The organism is Rhizobium sp. SL86, from assembly GCF_026672545.1.
GTDB lineage: Bacteria > Pseudomonadota > Alphaproteobacteria > Rhizobiales > Rhizobiaceae > Neorhizobium.
Map to the genome: position 1 here is coordinate 90,650 of NZ_JAPPRJ010000002.1, position 16,292 is coordinate 106,941.

12 protein-coding genes are annotated in these 16,292 nt (G+C 61.8%); 1 reads left to right on the plus strand and 11 read right to left on the minus strand.

Annotated features, from left to right (window positions below):
- Window positions 1–12: 12 nt before the first annotated feature.
- The 10 genes from OU993_RS12685 to OU993_RS12730 all read right to left on the minus strand — a co-directional run bounded on the left by OU993_RS12685 (window position 13) and on the right by OU993_RS12730 (window position 12,187).
- Complete coding sequence (locus OU993_RS12685) at window positions 13–1,794, minus strand: ABC transporter ATP-binding protein (RefSeq protein WP_268157897.1); 1,782 nt, start codon at window positions 1,792–1,794, stop codon at window positions 13–15.
- A 117-nt stretch (window positions 1,795–1,911) separates the two neighbouring features.
- Window positions 1,912–2,739 (minus strand): ABC transporter ATP-binding protein, encoded by an 828-nt coding sequence (locus OU993_RS12690; RefSeq protein WP_268157899.1) that lies wholly within the window; start codon window positions 2,737–2,739, stop codon window positions 1,912–1,914.
- A complete protein-coding gene (locus OU993_RS12695; RefSeq protein WP_268159639.1) occupies window positions 2,736–3,746 on the minus strand; it encodes a FecCD family ABC transporter permease in 1,011 nt (336 codons plus the stop codon). Before OU993_RS12695 ends, OU993_RS12690 begins: the two co-directional genes overlap by 4 nt.
- A 107-nt stretch (window positions 3,747–3,853) precedes the next feature.
- Entirely contained in the window at window positions 3,854–5,041 is a 1,188-nt protein-coding gene (locus tag OU993_RS12700; protein ID WP_268157746.1) for a FecCD family ABC transporter permease, read from the minus strand.
- Window positions 5,038–5,880 carry a siderophore-interacting protein gene (locus OU993_RS12705; RefSeq protein ID WP_268157901.1) on the minus strand — a complete coding sequence of 281 codons (843 nt, stop codon included), beginning with the start codon at window positions 5,878–5,880 and terminating at the stop codon, window positions 5,038–5,040. Before OU993_RS12705 ends, OU993_RS12700 begins: the two co-directional genes overlap by 4 nt.
- Window positions 5,881–5,886: 6 nt before the next feature.
- Window positions 5,887–6,876 (minus strand): iron-siderophore ABC transporter substrate-binding protein, encoded by a 990-nt coding sequence (locus OU993_RS12710; protein WP_268157903.1) that lies wholly within the window; start codon window positions 6,874–6,876, stop codon window positions 5,887–5,889.
- Between the two features lie 11 nt (window positions 6,877–6,887).
- A complete protein-coding gene (locus tag OU993_RS12715; protein ID WP_268157905.1) occupies window positions 6,888–9,404 on the minus strand; it encodes a TonB-dependent siderophore receptor in 2,517 nt (838 codons plus the stop codon).
- Between the two features lie 69 nt (window positions 9,405–9,473).
- A complete protein-coding gene (locus tag OU993_RS12720) occupies window positions 9,474–10,466 on the minus strand; it encodes a FecR family protein (RefSeq protein ID WP_268157907.1) in 993 nt (330 codons plus the stop codon).
- A 155-nt stretch (window positions 10,467–10,621) separates the two neighbouring features.
- Entirely contained in the window at window positions 10,622–11,137 is a 516-nt protein-coding gene (locus OU993_RS12725) for an RNA polymerase sigma factor (protein ID WP_268157909.1), read from the minus strand.
- 291 nt (window positions 11,138–11,428) lie between these two features.
- Entirely contained in the window at window positions 11,429–12,187 is a 759-nt protein-coding gene (locus tag OU993_RS12730) for an SDR family oxidoreductase (RefSeq protein WP_268157911.1), read from the minus strand.
- Between the two features lie 99 nt (window positions 12,188–12,286).
- Between OU993_RS12730 and OU993_RS12735 the strand changes: the two genes are divergently transcribed.
- Window positions 12,287–13,186, plus strand: a complete 900-nt coding sequence (locus OU993_RS12735) for an AraC family transcriptional regulator (RefSeq protein ID WP_268157913.1) — start codon at window positions 12,287–12,289, stop codon at window positions 13,184–13,186.
- A gap of 73 nt (window positions 13,187–13,259) precedes the next feature.
- Here the strand turns inward: OU993_RS12735 and OU993_RS12740 are convergent, their stop codons facing one another.
- The gene (locus OU993_RS12740; RefSeq protein ID WP_268157915.1) at window positions 13,260–15,986 is read right to left on the minus strand and encodes an ATP-binding protein; all 2,727 of its coding nucleotides are present in this window, start codon (window positions 15,984–15,986) and stop codon (window positions 13,260–13,262) included.
- Window positions 15,987–16,292: the final 306 nt, after the last annotated feature.

Sequence of the window (16,292 nt, forward strand, 5' to 3'; positions counted from 1 at the left end):
CTGCCTCCCTTGTCATTCACCAGCAAGCGATGCCGCGGATGGCTTGCTGTCGTTAACGGCAATGGCGTGACCGCTGGATTGCGCGGCATGAAGCTGGCGGAAGCGGCCATCCTTGCGGGCGATCAGGTCCGCGTGGCTGCCCTGTTCGACGATTTGGCCATCTTCCACGACGAGGATGCGGTCCGCATTGGCGATGGTGGCCAGTCGGTGGGCGATGATGAGCGTCGTGCGGCCTTGCGACAGATCGGCAAGTGATTGCTGGATGGCCCGTTCCGTTTCCGTATCCAGCGCCGAGGTTGCTTCATCGAGGATCAGGATCGGCGGGTTCCGGAGGAAAATGCGGGCAATGGCAAGCCGCTGTTTCTGCCCACCGGACAGTTTGACGCCGCGCTCGCCGATGATGGTGTCAAGGCCGGCCGGAAGCGCTGCGATAACACCATCGAGACGGGCGCGGCGGGCCGCCTCGCGGATCTCGCCCTCGGTCGCCTCAAGCCGCCCATAGGCGATGTTGTCGCGGATAGAGCCGGCGAACAGGAAGACATCCTGCTGAACGATACCGATGTTGGAGCGCAGGGACTTCAACGTCATGTCGCGAATGTCGATGCCATCGATCAGGATTGCGCCACCTGTCACCTCGTAAAAGCGCGGCAGCAGCGAACAGATCGTCGTCTTGCCGGCACCCGACGGGCCGACGAAGGCAATCGTCTCGCCGGCGCGGATCGACAAAGTGAGCCCTTCGAAGATCGCCTTGTCGGGACCATAACCGAAACGCACCGCGCGATAGTCGATATCCCCCTTCAGCCGCGCGACGGAACGGGCCTGCGTCCGATCGGCAATATCCGGCCGCGTGTCGAGGAACTGACAATAACGCTGGAAGCCGGCAAGTCCCTTCGGATAGGTCTCGATGATCGAATTGATCTTGTCGATCGGGCGGAAGAACACGTTGACCAGCAGCAGGAAACCGACGAAGCCGCCGGCTGTCAGATCGCCCTGCACAACGAACCAGGCACCGGCCAGCATCACCACCACCTGCACGAAACGCATGGAGAGGTAGGACAACGACATCGACGCCGCCATCACCTTATAGGCTTGCAGCTTGGTGGCGAGATAGTTGCGGTTGTTCTCGGCAAACAGTTTGCGTTCGTGATCCTCGTTGGCAAAGGCCTGGACGACACGGATGCCACCGACATTTTCCTCGATACGGGCGTTGAACTCCGCCACCCGGCCATAAAGCGCATGCCAGGTTGCGGTCATGCGCTGGCCGTAGACGGTGGTCAGGATCGCCGTGACCGGTACAATGATGGCCGTGATCAGCGCCAATGGCACATGCACCCAGAGCATCAGCACCAGCGCGCCGATCAGCGTCATGAGGGCGATAAAGAGATCCTCCGGGCCGTGATGCGCCACTTCGCCGATCTCTTCGAGATCCTTGGTCAGCCTTGCCACGAGATGGCCGGTTTTCTGGTTGTCGAAGAAACCGAAGGAGAGTTTCTGCAGATGATCGAAGGCCTTGCGGCGCATCTCCGTCTCGATGTTGAGGCCGAGCATGTGGCCCCAGTAGGTGACGATGACCTGCAGGCCGGCATTCACGATGTAGATGAGCAGCAGGCCGAGCGATGCGAGCGCAATCAGGCCCAACTGGTTCGTCGGCAGCAGCCTGTCGATGAACAACGTCACCGCCACGGGAAAGGCCAGTTCCAGCAGCCCGGCGGCAACGGCAGAGGAGAAGTCGAGCGCAAACAGACCGCGATGGGGGCGATAATAGGCCGCAAAACGCTTCAACAGGTCACTCACAGAGCCTTCCTTCCGTTCGGTTGCTGCTAAGACTATGACGAACGAGCGTGCCGCTTCCGGTAAAACTTTCTCGCGCCAGACCTTCGGTTTCTATCTGCGCGATATTTGCCCCAAGGTTCAAGGCGTTTTGTTTGATGCCTTTGGGACGATGAGGGGTGTTGCGGTGATAGGGTCTGGGATGATGATGGCGGGCAGGCCGAAGACGTCTTTGACCAGATCTTCGGTGACGATGGCGGACGGCCTTCCTTCGGCAAGGACCGCGCCGTCCTTCATGGCGATCAGGTGGGTGGCATAACGGCAGGCATGGTTGAGATCGTGCAACACGGCGACGATCGTGCGGCCTTCCGCGTTGAGATCGGCGAGCAGGTCCATCAGCTCGATCTGGTGGGCGATGTCGAGAAAGGTGGTCGGTTCGTCGAGCAGCAGGATCGGCGTTTCCTGCGCCAGCACCATGGCGATCCAGACACGCTGGCGCTGGCCGCCGGACAGCTCATCCACCAGCCGTCCGGAGAGATCCGTCACACGGGTTGCTTCCATCGCGGCGATGACGGCCTCTTCGTCGGCGCTCGACCATTGGCGGAAGAGGGACTGGTGCGGATAACGGCCGCGCGCCACCAGATCCGCCACCGTGATGCCGTCCGGCGCCGTGGAGGATTGCGGCAGAAGGCCAAGCCGGCGGGCGACCTCACGCGCCGGGATATCGCGCAGGCTGCACCCATCGAGGATCACCTGACCCGCCGATGGCACCAGCAGCCGCGACAGGGCTCTGAGCAGGGTGGACTTGCCACAGGCATTCGGCCCGACGATGACGGTGAAGGCACCATCGGGAATGGCAACGCTGAGGTTTTGCGAGATGGTGCGTTCGTCGTATCGCAGCGTCACCTCGTTTGCGTGCAGGCGGCCGGAGCCGGATGGGGAGATGGAGCCGGATGGGGACCTGGTCATTTGCGACCCTCGCGCAGGAGAAGAAAGAGGACGTAGATCCCGCCGATGCTCACCGTCATGACCCCGACGGGAAGCTGAACCCCGAACGCATGCTGGGCGGCCCAGTCGGCGGCGAGCAGCAGCAGCCCGCCGGTCAGCGCCGAGGGACAAAGCGCAACACCGGGCGAGCGGGTCAGGCGCCGGGCGATCTGCGGGGCGCAGAGCGCGATGAAGGCAATCGGGCCGGCCGTCGCGGTGACAAGCGCCGTCAGCGCAACGCCGACAAGCATCAGCAGGCCGCGGATGCGGTTCACATCGACGCCGGACGCACGCGCGCGATCCTCGCCGAGGTCCAGCTGGCGCATCGGGCGCGCCAGAACAAAGGTCAGCGGCAAAAGCACACAGAGCACCAGTGCGACGGGGAGAAGCTGCTCCACGCCAAGCCCGTTCAGCGAACCGGCGCCCCAGATGGCCGCCGCCATCGCCATCGGAAGCTCTGCCTCGCGGATCATCCAGGCATTACAGGCCGACAGCATGGCGGCAACACCGATGCCGACAATGATCAACCGAAAACCCTGCACGCCCTTGCGCCAGGCCAGCAGGTAGACGGCGATCGCGGTGAGCAGACCGCCGGCCAGCGCACCGAGCGCTGTCTCGTAATATCCGCCGGAGACCATGAGGATCACCATGAGCGCGCCGGTATGGGCGCCGGCGGAAAAACCGATGATATCGGGGGACCCCAGCGGATTGCGTGTCAGGCTCTGGAAGATCGCCCCGCTTGTGCCGAGTGCTGCGCCGAGCAGACCGGCCAGCGCCACGCGCGGCAGACGCCATTCCACCACGATCATCCGCACCATGTCCTCGCCCTTGCCCGCCAGCGCCCTCAGCACATCGGCAAAAGCGATGGGATAGGTGCCGCTTACGAGCGACAGGGCCGCAAGGCAGGCGATGAGAGCCAGCAGCAGCAGCAGAATGACCAGCGCACGGCCATCGAGCCGGAACGACAGGCGGCCGGACAGCAGGCGCACGGTCAAGGAGGGCCGACCGATATCGAGTTTTGCGGAATGGGAAGGCGAACGAGAACAAGAACGAAAGCGAGAACGAGGATAAGAACGAGAACGAGCCGATGGCACTGTCATAACCCGCCCGCCTGTCTGCGCCGGGCAAGCGCAATCAGCACCGGTGCGCCGAGAAAGGCGGTGACGATGCCCGCCTCCAGCTCGCCCGGATAAAGCACGAGCCTGCCGGCAATATCGGCTGCCAGCAGCAGGATGGGCGCATAGATCATCACCATGGGAATGATCAGGCGCTGGTCCGGCCCGGTCAACCAGCGCACCACATGCGGCACCATCAAACCGACAAAGCCGATCGGGCCGCAGGCGGCGGTTCCCGCACCGGCGAGAAGTGTCACGGCAACCAGCGTCAGGATGCGGGTGCGGACAAGGCTTGCCCCGAGCGCGCGGGCAAGATCCTCGCCGAGTGCCACCGCATTCAGCGAACGGGCGCTCATCAGCGCGATCGCAAGACCGAGACCGATACAGGGGGCGACGGCAACAACGACATCCATGTCGCGCCCGGCGACCGAGCCGATCGACCACTGGCGCATGGCATCGAAGGCCTGCGGGTTCAACAGCGTGACCGAAGAACCGATGCCGCCGAGCATGGCCGACAACGCCACACCCGCCAACACCAGGCGCACCGGGGTTACGCCACCGCGGCCTGCCATTGAGCCCCCCGCCATCCCGCCGCCCGTCATGCCTTCGCCCGTCATGCCTCCTGCCAATGCCAGCCCATAAACGCAGAGCGTCACCAGCACCGCACCGAGAAGCGCAAACCACAGATAAACGTTGATCGACTGAACGCCGAACAGCCCGACGACGAGCGTCACGCAGAAAGCCGCCCCGGCATTGACGCCGAGGATCCCCGGATCGGCCAGCGGATTGCGTGTCGCCGCCTGGATCAGCGCCCCCGACACGCCAAACGCCATCCCGCACAAAAGCGACAGCAGCGTGCGCGGCAGGCGGTAATCGACAATCACGATATGATCGACCAAACCGCCATCATAGGCAAAAAGCGCCTCGACCGCCGTGGAGACCGCCACCGGCCGTGCCCCCAGCACAAGGCTTGCCAGAAACAGGACCACCAGCAGCACAAGGCCGAAAAGAGCCATGACCAGCACCCGTGCCAGCCCCTCTGTCAGACCCTCTGCCTGACCCCGCCTGCCCCGGGCGGCCCGATCATCGGCATCGACCGACAGGACCATCTGCGCACCCTTCACAGCCCTCACGCTCGTCACACGCGTCACCCGCTTCACACGCTTCACACCCTGGCCTGCCCTTCGATCCAGTAGCCGACGGCATCGATGCGGCGTTTGTCGAAGGAGAGCGTATCGCGGAAATGTTTGCGGCACTCGGCCACCGCCCTGGCCTCGCCGGCGATGTAGATATAGCCCGGCCCTTCCGGCAATTGACGGATCTCGCGGGCAATGCGCGGCAGTTGCGTGTAACCCGGCCGCTCCGGATGCAGCCCGTGGCCGATGTGCCAGGTCACCTCAACATCGGCCGCCGTCTCGATCATCTCCCCGATCTCCTGACGATCGGCATCCGACGGGATCTCCACATGCACCACCGCCTTAAACCCTTGCGGCAATTCCTCCAGCACCCGGCCGACGGCGGGAAGCCCGGTGATATCCGTCAGCATCAACAGCCACCGGCTGCCCTTCGGCAACCAGAACCGGCCTTCCGGATTGCAGATGCCGACGACATCCCCCACTTTGGCCGCCATTGCCCAGCGGGCCGCAACACCGCCCTCATGCACCACCATGTCGAGCACCATCTCGCAGGTCTTTGCGTTCCAGCGGCGCACCGTATAGGGCCGGTTCGGCGCATAATCCGCCCCCTCCGGCATCTCCCAGCGGCCATTCTCCCGCAACACCGGCAGCACCACCGGCGTCCCATCATCCGCCGGCACCGCCAGACGCACCCACTCATCCGGATGCCCGCTCACCAACAACCGCTCGCCGCCCTCCAGCCTCAACACCACCCGCATCATCGCCGGCGTCAGGTGCCCGATCGATACCACCGAGGCCAGGAAATTGTCCTCAACATAGGCCGCGTGATCGTGATCCTCGACGCCCGAAAGAGCCTGTGCGTTTGCTTGCATGCGAGTTTACCTTTCACTCAAGCGTGCGCAGGCCGCGAGACGACGCGCGAAACCAGGGTAAAAATAAGGAATGGATAAAACTGTCGGTGCGGAAACGGCCCAGAATGCGACGGGTTCGTCGAGTGCGATATAGGACCGCCTCGCGAAGGCCGGGATCTTCTGGAAGAGCCTGTTCGTTTCGGCACTCTCGCGAATGGCGGCGTTTCCATACCACATGATAAGTAGATCTGCGTCGAGATCCGCGGCCATTTCCAGCGACAATCCACCGGACCATTGCTCTGGTCGCGCCTCAGCCAGTTTCTCGACAATGGACGCAGGTCGAAGGCCCATCGCCACGAGATTGGCGACTCGGGGATCGGTCGGCAGATAGACGCCAAGCTCGTTACTTCCCGAACCAAAAGATCCGAAGAGGAAGGTTTTTCCAGCCAGAACCGATTGGCTTGCTGCAAGCTCATTCAGTAGACGGTTTGTTTTCCCGATAAGATGTGAGGCTTTCTCTTTGAACCCCAGCGCCAACCCGGTCATTTCCGTCACTTCCTGCCATTTTGCGGCCCATGGCGAGGACCTAAATGGCACCGTCGGCGCAATTGCGGAAAGTCGCTGATAGTCCTGCTCGTTCACACCCGAATAGACGCAGAGGATCAGATCTGGCTTGAGGAGCGCGATTTGCTCAAAATCCGGTGTGGGATCCACAAATTCCGGTTTCTGATTTCGGAGAAGGGCGCGGCTCCAGGGAAAGACCCCTTCTTCGAAATTCCCGTAGCGTATCATTCCAACGGGAACCACACCCAAAGCCAGCGCGGCATCCTCGCCGCACCAGCCAAGCGTTACGATCCGATGTGCCGGTCTCGAAACGGACGTCACGCCGTAAGCATGCGATATATCAACGGGAAACGCGCCTGCATACGCGGGCCACGCTGTGCCGGTCACCAGATACATACCGATGCCGCCGACCAGCAGATTTCTTCTTGAAATCAACGTCTTGTGGTCCGACACCGCGCCTGACCTTAAAACTCGCGTTTCAACGTCAGGGTTGCGGTTCGTCCTTCGCCGTAAAAAACGGAATTGTAGAAGCCCATAGTCCTGAAGTACCGTTCGTCCGCGATGTTATAGATGTTCAGATTGAGCGACGTCTTGTCATCGAACTTGTAACGCGCCATCGCATCGAAGATGGCGTAGCTACCTTGTTCAATGCTTTGGTCCGCATCCAGATAATAGGCAACATTCTTAGTCTTGCTTTGCCACCGCATCGTCGCTCCGATCGTCAGCTTCTCCCATTCGCCCGGAAGCGTATAGGTGGCGCCGAACTTCAGGGTGCTGCGCGGCTGGAACGTGTTGACGGCGTTGCCGTCGTCATCCTTCGCATTGCGGAACGTATATCCGCCAAACACATTCAGACCGTCATAGACTTCGCCAGCGACTTCGATTTCAAAGCCCCGCGTCGTGGTACCGTCAATAGAGCGGTAGATCGAACGATTATGGACGCTATCCCAGTCGACGTATTCGGCGACATTGTCCTGATTGGTCTGAAAGACTGCAAGCGAGGCATTCACGCGACCATCCAGCCAGGAAGCTTTTATGCCAGCTTCATAGTTATGTCCTTTCGCAGGATCGAGGTAGTTGCCTTGCGCATCCTGATAGGTCTGCGGTTTGAAGATGTTCGTGTAGCTCGCGTAAAGGGTATAGTCGTCGGTCAGGTCATACGTGACGCCGGCATAGGGGGTCACGACGCCGGAATGGCTGTAATCGTAGCTTTCCCAGTAGCTGACCTTCTCACCCTTCCACCAATTGACACGGGCGCCGAGTGTAATGGCCAGTGGATCGGTGATGGAAAAGCGTCCGGCTGCATAGATTCCGATTTGGCGATCTTCGGTATCAGTGACATTGCTGGGATCGGTGTTCCATTCGGGCTCGGAATAGCTTCCATCCCAAGCAAAAATATTGCCTACATCCGCAAGTGTGCCATCCACCGCCGTGCGCTCGACGATATTCCCGTCGGTTCGGGACGCGAAGAAGCCTGTCACGAACTGGTGGTTTCTATCGAACAGATCAAAATCGCCATTGAGGCTGCCAGCAACCGAGTTCTGCGCCCGGTCGCCGTTATAGCGGGTGGCGTAACCAGAGGTCCCCAGCCCCGTAACAGGATCTGGATTGCCGGATATGTACAGAAGCTTCGATGAGAAGTCGTTCTCAAGATGATTTATGGAGAACCGGGCTTTCCAGTCGTTGTCGAAGGTGTGTTCAACGGAGGCAAATGTCTCCACCACCGTGGTGTCCCAGTTCGTCCAATCGGCACCAGTCGTGGATCCTTTCGGCCAGTCTATGAGATTACCGTTCGAATCGAATGCAGGCATACCAGCCCACGTCACACCATCGGACTTCGTACTCTGACGGTTTGCACCCACGGTCACGGTTGTGTTGTCAGCAATATCGGCCTCTACCACGCCGTAGATGACGTTCTTGTCCTGCTGGTAGACGTCAATGGTATCTTCTTTTGTCTGCAAAGCGCCAACCAGACGACCGCGCAACGTACCCTCATTGTTGAGAGCACCGGATATATCGAATTCGGTACGATAATTGGACTGGGTACCAGCGAGACCGGATATGTAACCTTGAAACTCGCTGGTTGGCCGCTTGCGGATGAAGTTGACGGAAGCCCCGGGCTCGCCGGTGTTCTGCATCAATCCAGTTGCACCTCGAACGATTTCGATATGGTCATAAATGACCGTATCAAGCGATCCGTCGCCATACTGATAGGTCGAATCCAGCGTCGTGGGCACGCCGTCATACTGATAATTGTCGATTTGAAAGCCGCGGGAGTAAAACTCGAAGCGGTCCGTCTCATACTGGTTGACCGTCACACCCGTTGCATTCTGCATGACGTCCTTGACGTTTGCCATGCCTCGATCTTCGATCATCTGGCGCGTAACGACACTCGTCGATTGCGGGGTTTCCTTTTGCGTCAGTACGAGACCATTGGCGGTTTTCATCCAATCGGCCGTATAGGAATCGGTTCCCTCTGTAACGGCCCCCTGCCCCTGCACCAGCACAGTCCCCAGCACGGTCGAGCCATCGGCCGCAACGCCCCCTGCGCTCGCCGCCTGCGGATCGATGAGAGCGGCCGAGCCCGGGCCGCTGATCCGCACCGTGATGCCGGTGCCCTGCACGAGTTGCTGCAACGCCGCCGATGGCGTCAGGGTGCCGGAAACGGCGGTCGAGGTTTTGCCGGCGGCGAGTGCCGAGGAATAACTGATCTGCCAGCCGCTCTGGCGAATAAATGCGTTGATCGCGGCAGACAGCGGCTGGGCGGGGATCTGGAAGCTGACGGTTTGCGTAGCGCCGGCAACGGCCTGCGCCTGCGCGGCGCCCGGGGCAAAACCTGTCAGGCAAGCCAGCATGCTGGATGCCAAAAGCACTTTCACCCTGCGGCGGAAAGGCTCGCCCGCCATCATCTTCACGCGTGAATTTGTCCCCGATACCATACTCGTCCAACCCTCTTTCCAGACAGCGAGCCGGGCGCGCATGCGGCGCGTCCACCCCTTCTGTCAGCAAGGACGCAGCAGGGGGGACAAACCGGCAAAAAAGTTGATATTTTATTGAAGGATTATCAGTCCGCCCGGAAGCCGGTGGAATCCAACACCTGCCGCATCGGCAAGCGTCCGGAGCGCGCCCTCGACGTCGTCGAGGCGATAATTGCCGGTGACCAGCAAGCGGTTCACCCGCTTGTCGACCACCATGATCGGCCCGCGATGGTAACGGCGCAGTTCCTGCAGCACCGTGCCAAGACGGGCGTTTTCGAAGATGATGCGCCCTTCCCGCCAGGCGAGCCTGGTGGACGGGTCTGCCGCGTGCACCGGAGATACGGCGGACGCCGTGATGCTGACCGCTTCGCCCGGGGCAAGTTCGGCTTTGTCTCTGCCATCGCACAGACAGAGAACCTGAACGCGGCCCCGTTCCAGCACCACCTCATCCTCGTCATCGCCGGTTCTGACGGAAAAGGCCGTGCCCAGCACTTCCACCTCACCGTAATGGCCGCTGACGGTGAAGGGATGGGCGGGATCGTGAACGACATCGAAGAAGGCTTCGCCGCGCAGCAGGCGTATGTGGCGCCGACCGGCCGCAAAATCGAGCGCCACCGCCGTATCGGTGTTCAACATCATCGTCGAACCGTCCGGCAGGGCAACCGTCGTCTGGCTGCCGGTCGCGGTCAGGTAATCCGCCTCAACGGCAATGGTGAGCGCCGGATATTGCCAGATGCCGACAGAAAGCAGAACCGAGGCGGCAAGTGCTGCGGCGGGCAGCGGCCAGCGGCGGGCTTTCGGCCTAGCGAGCGCGCGTCGATCGACCGGCAACGTTTTCACCGCGTCGATGAAGGGTTTCGAGTTCCACAGGGTCTCGAGACTGCGAAACTCTGCCGCATGGCGGGGATCCTCTGCCAGCCATGCCTGGAAGGCCGCGTGTGTCGCGGCATCCGGCTCGCCGTTGCGCAACCTTGCAAACCAGTCGAGCGCCTGGTCCGCCGCCGTGTCTACAGGGGCAGACCCGCCGGTCGTTCCGTCCGTGTCGTGTGTGTCCTGATGTCCCACTCAGCCGGTCCGATCGAAACGTGTTTGCAGGGTCCTGTTACCTTGACGCGCAGAGGCTGCCAATCCGGCAAAATCCGCTGCCGGGCAGGCGACCCGGACAACGCCATCGAGTGCGCGGGCAGGCGGGAGGCTTGGTGAGGCTGGCATAGGCTTCTTCACTTTCGGTCCAGACGCGCCATGGCATCCCGGCAATGGGCCATGGCGAGTTTCAGGTCGTTGAAGACCGTTCGTTCGGAAATGCCGAGATGTTCGGCGATCCGAACATTCGACCACTCTTCGATGCGGCTCAGCACCAGCACGGCCTGCGCGCGCTGAGGCAGCCCGGACAACGCCGCTTGAAAGGCGCCGAACGCCTGCTTTTCGATCAGCGCCTGTTCGATGGAGGGAATATCAGCGGAGACGCCGGCAAGCACACGCTCGTCCAGTCCTTCCACCTCGGCGCCGGCCCGGGTCTTTCGCCGCCTGAGATGGTCTAGGGCAAGATTGCGGGCCGTCTGGTGCAGAAAACCCTCGATATGCTCGACACGCCCGCTCTCCACAGCCTTCCGCGCGCGCAGATAGGTCTCCTGCGCCAGATCCTCCGCCGTCTGCGGATCGCGCACGATGCGCATGACCGTCCACAGCAAGGAGCGCCGATGTGCTGCAAAAATGGCGTTCAGAACGGCCGGCAAACACTAAGCCTCCTGGATATCGAGAGCATGTCGGAGCGGATGATGGCCCCTGCCTCCCTCGGGCTCCTAATACGATCGCAAGAGCAGCGCAACATAAACATGATAAATCCACCCATGTTTATAGGACTTAACCATCGCCTTGCCGTTATGCTGCGATCTGGAGGCAATTATTGGCCCATGGCAGGGGTTATCCGCCCACCATTAAAGGGCCGGTAAAAGGCCGGAACATCGGCCATGATGCTACGGCCTTGTTGTTCATGGTTGCGGTTCGGAACCGGGCTTCCGGCCCTGTTACGCAGCGTTGCGGCCAGCCCCCTGAAAAAGGGCCTGCGCGTCCGCGCCGGCGGCGATCATCATCGGTGCATTTTTATCCGTCACAGCCCGCCAGACGGCATCGGCGACATCATCCGCGGTCGTAACCTCCGTGGCAGAACGCAGCTTGGCCAGATAGTCGTACACGAAGGCGCTGTAGGGTTCGGGAACGTCCAGCCCCATGCGCGCCACCGCGTTCTTGCCGAAACTGGTGGTCGGCGCCGAACCCGGCAGAACCAGACAAGCCCGCACCCCGAACAAAGCCGCCTCGACAGCTAGGCTTTCGGTCAAAGCGTTCAGCGCCGCCTTGCTCGCACTATAGACAGACAAGGCCGGAAACGGCGCCAGGGTTACGCTGGAGCTGACATTGACGATGACGCCCGCACCGCGCTGCCGCATCTGCGGCAAGACCGCCTTGGTCATCGCGATTGCACCGAAAAGATTGGTTTCGAAGAGCTCCCGGACCTTCGACATCTCGGTGCCCTCGAGCACGTTCAGCAATCCGACGCCGGCATTGTTGACCAGGGCATCGATCGGCCCCGCCGCCTCGACAGCCTGGGCGATGCTGTCGGCGTCGGTCACGTCGAGTGCCACGACCTGCAAATTGTCCGTTTCGGGCAAGGGGCTGGCTTGGGGATTGCGCATGGTCGCCACCACCTCCCAGCCGCTGGCAAGGAAGATCCGGGCGATGGCGAGGCCGAAGCCAGAGGAACAGCCGGTAACAAGGATTTTGGGCAATGTCATATCTCCTGATGATGAAGCCAAGTCATCATCGGCTTGTTTATTCGGACTTTCTATAGCCATATGTCCAATATCCTTTTGCAGGAGTCCGAATCCATGATCGATCCAGTCGCCGAAGTCGTTCTGTTGCTGAAACCAATGCCATCCATCGCCAAGCAGGTGTCGGGCGCTGGACAGTGGCTTGTCGAGCGAACCGAACTCGGCAGTCCGTTTTATTGCGCAGTGCTCGAAGGCGACTGTCTCATGACGATCGCCGGCCGACAGCCCATGCTCTTGAGCGCCGGTGACTTCGTGCTCGTTCCGGAGACTTTTTCCTTCACGATGCGCAGTGTTGTACCACCGCCGCGCAGCGCACTTGCCCAGCGGCTTGAGACCAGTCCCGGTGTCTTTCGTTTGGGCGATCCCGATGCAGAGGCTGAGATGAGGGCGATGGTCGGACACTGTACGTTCGGGTCCGACGACAGGATGCTTCTGGTTTCGCTGTTGCCTGAAGTTGTCCATGTGCGTGGCGAGGTCCGGCTGATGGCGCTCGTGCAGATGATCAATGAGGAAACGGGCGCCAGTCGGACAGCCCGCGAGATCGTGCTCTCGCATCTGCTTGAGGTTCTGTTCATCGAGGCCTTGCGATCGACGGGATCGACGCAGGCACCGCCGGGGCTTTTGCGCGGCATGGCCGATCCGCAACTGGCCCCTATACTGCGGCGCATTCACGAAGATCCCGCCCGCAACATCAGCGTCGACAGCCTTGCGAAGGAGGCTGCGATGTCACGCTCCACCTTCTATGCCCGTTTCCAGCGGGAGATCGGCATGACGCCGATGGACTACGTCACGCGCTGGCGTATGGCCCTTGCCAAACAAATGCTGCGGAAGAAGGTGGCAACGGCGGAGATTGCGCAGCGCGTGGGATATGGCTCCGCCAGCGCATTCAGCGTCGCCTTCAGCCGTCACGTGGGACGATCACCCGGCGCATATTCACGCGCCGACGCCGCGGCGTGAATATGCGCCGGGTGATACTTCCCGGGGGAAAGCGTACCCGGTGCCATGAACTGAACGGCCCGCCGGCCACGTTTTACCTTCGCGCGCGCAGTTCCAGCGATCCCGCCTGCATCGAACGGGCAGATCGCACCGCCTTTGCCGAAAACCTCTCCGCATCTGCGTGCCGACCGCGAGACGCCGAAAGCAGCGCGGCAAGGCGCAAGATCTCCGGATGACACCATCGTTCCTGGCGCAGGCACCGGTTGGAGAGGGCCTGCGCCAGGCAGTGTTCGGCTTGGTCCATGTCGCCTGCCTGAAGGAAGGCTTCCGCCAGGATGCAACGATAGAAGGCGACGCGCGTCAGCCAGCCGCCGCGGGTAAGCTCCTCTATCCCATCCTGCATCCTTGCCAGGCCCTCGCCCCGTGCCGCTTCGATCGCGCCAGCGAAAAACTGGCTAGTTCCCGACCACACGCTGATGTTTTCCTGTGTGCTGATGTCCGCGAGCTGGCGCTGCAACCGCGACGCGGTCTCGAGGTTTCCCGTAAGATAGGCGATTGGCAGGGCGGCCAGCGAGATCGCATTGCCCTGCGAAATCAGATGGCCCAGTCCATTGGCCCGAGACACCGCCGCCATCGCCATCTGAGAGGCCCGGTCCGGCTCTCCCATCAGCCAGAGCAGAAACGACCGCGACATTCCGATGGCGACGCAGAGATCCATCTGGAAACGCGACAGGCCGGGACGATCCTCGAGCCCCTGCCAGGCTTCTGAGAGTAGCTCGAGCCGGCGTGACGCCGACGACAGGCGGCCGGCATAAACCTCGATATGCGCAAGCAGCCGCTCCGCATCAGGCGCTGCTGACCACTCCAGACCGGACGTCGCCCCGAAACGCTCAAGCCCCCGCAAGGCTTCTCGCGGCCGACCGGTATAGGCCAGGTGTACCGCCTGGCCCCAGACGGCCCGCAGTTGAAATTCAATGCTGCCCGCCACAGAAGCATGCAGAAGACTGTCAGACCATGCCGCACCGGTTTCCGGTCTCAGCCGCAGTGCCAGGGTGAGGGCCCAGGCACGGGCGATCGTCAGCTTTACCGTGGCAAGCGTCGTCTCCGGGGCAAGATCCTGCCCTGCACCAAGCGCCAGTTCGACCGCCGTCAGCATTTCCTTGAAGGCGGACAGTTCCTGCCATAAAGGCAATGCGCTCACCGTGAGATCGACACCCATCTGCGGGTCACCCTCGGTGCCGAACGCCCAGCCGATTGCCGCCCTCACATCATCGATGCGACCCCGATGCTTGCGCAACCACGGCTGAGAGCTGTCGGTGGACCAGGCCTGCTCCGCCTGGCGGAGCCACTCCCGCATCCGGCTGGCGAAGTGTCGCTTCGCCCTGTCCCGCTCGGGCGCTGCAGCCAGTCGCTGGCGTGCATAGGAACGGGTGCTTTCCGCCAGGCGGTACTGGATGGATCCATCCTCGGATTCAGCCGAGACCATCGATTTCGCCACCAGTTGAGCCAGCGCGTCCCGTCCGGCCAGCGCATCGAGGCAGCCAGCGGAAAACAGTGCATCGGCATCGTCAGCGGTAAACCGACCGGCGAAAACCGACAGCAGACGCAGAAGGACCGCCTCGCTTTCCGGAAGCAGGCGATAGCTCCAGTCCAGTGCGGCCTCCAGCGTCTGATGGCGGAGCGGCGCATGTCGCGGCCCGCGCCCCAGCATGTGGAGCCCCTGCTGCAGCGCAGTGTCGAGTGCAGAGGGTGTGAAAATCGCAGCATTGCCGGCGGCAAGCTCGATGGCAAGCGCCAGGCCTTCCACGCGGGCACAGATCGAGACGATGCTGTCGACATTGTCATCCGTCAGCTGGAATGCACCGGTGCTTTTTGCCCGCGCAACAAAGAGTTGCACGGCTGGAAAGCCATGTGCTTCGGCGGCGCGCAGCTGCCGTTGGTCTTCGGGATAGGCGAGACCGGCAAGAAAATGGACATGCTCGTGCCGGGTCCGCAGTGGCGCGCGGCTCGTTGCGATGATGCCGGCCAAGGGTATCGTCGAGGCAATCCGATCGACGGCAGCCGCCGCCATGGCGCTGACATGCTCGCAATTGTCCACGATCAGCAGCGTCCGGTTCTGTCGCAACACCTCGATCACACCCGCCACGGGGTCCTCCAGGCCAAGCGACACACCGACCGCCGTCGCCAGAGCCGGCACGACAAAGCGGGGGTCGTCGATCGTCGACAGATCCACAAAGGCGGTGCCGCCGGGAAACTGACCGCGCATCCGCTCAGCGATTGCGATGGCAAGCGAGGTCTTTCCCACCCCTCCGGGGCCCGCAATAGTGACGTAGCCGGGTCGATCCAGCTTCTGCGCGATCATCCCCGCCACCTCATCACGTCCATAAAGCTGTGGCACGTCCGGCGGTCCGGCGGGTTGCTGTCGATCGTTACGAAGCGCGTCCCACCCGTCAGCACCGTCAAGCCTGGCGACGAACTTGTATCCCCGCCCGGCAATGGTTGCGATATAGGCGGTATCGCCGTCATGTTCGGCCAGCTGCCGGCGCAGGGTCGCAATATTCACCTTCAGATTGTCCATATGGACGAAGCAGTCGGGCCAGGCATGCGCGACCAGTTCGGCCTTGCTGACGACATCGCCCGCCCGGCTCACCAGCAAGGTCAGCAGATCGAAGGCTCGACCGCCCAGGTGAACAGGTTCGCCCTGATGCAGCAGAAGTTGCCGTTCCGGCAAAAGTCGGAAAGAACCAAAGCGGTATTCGGACCGCAGTGGCGCAGGCCTGGAACCTGCATCCTTTCCTCCGCCGTCGCGCGTCTCTTGCATTGGATATCCCCGGATGCGCCAGCGTTCGTCACAGTGTATCGCCTAAACCGGCATCCGCCAGGCGAAAACCAAAAAAGTGCAACCGGACTTTCGGGAGCAGGATTGGCGCTGATCGTCATGCCCGGCCAGCAACGATCGACGTCTTGCACCAGGCCGCAGCGGGATGGTCTTCCTCAACGGGCGTGCGGCGGGAGCGCCACATGCTTGCCCCTCTGCTTTTTACCTCAATTAACTCGAGCTGCGAAGAGCCCAATGCTACCCCAGGTGACAGAAGGGCGTTTATCAGAGACCGTCCGGATTGCCTGG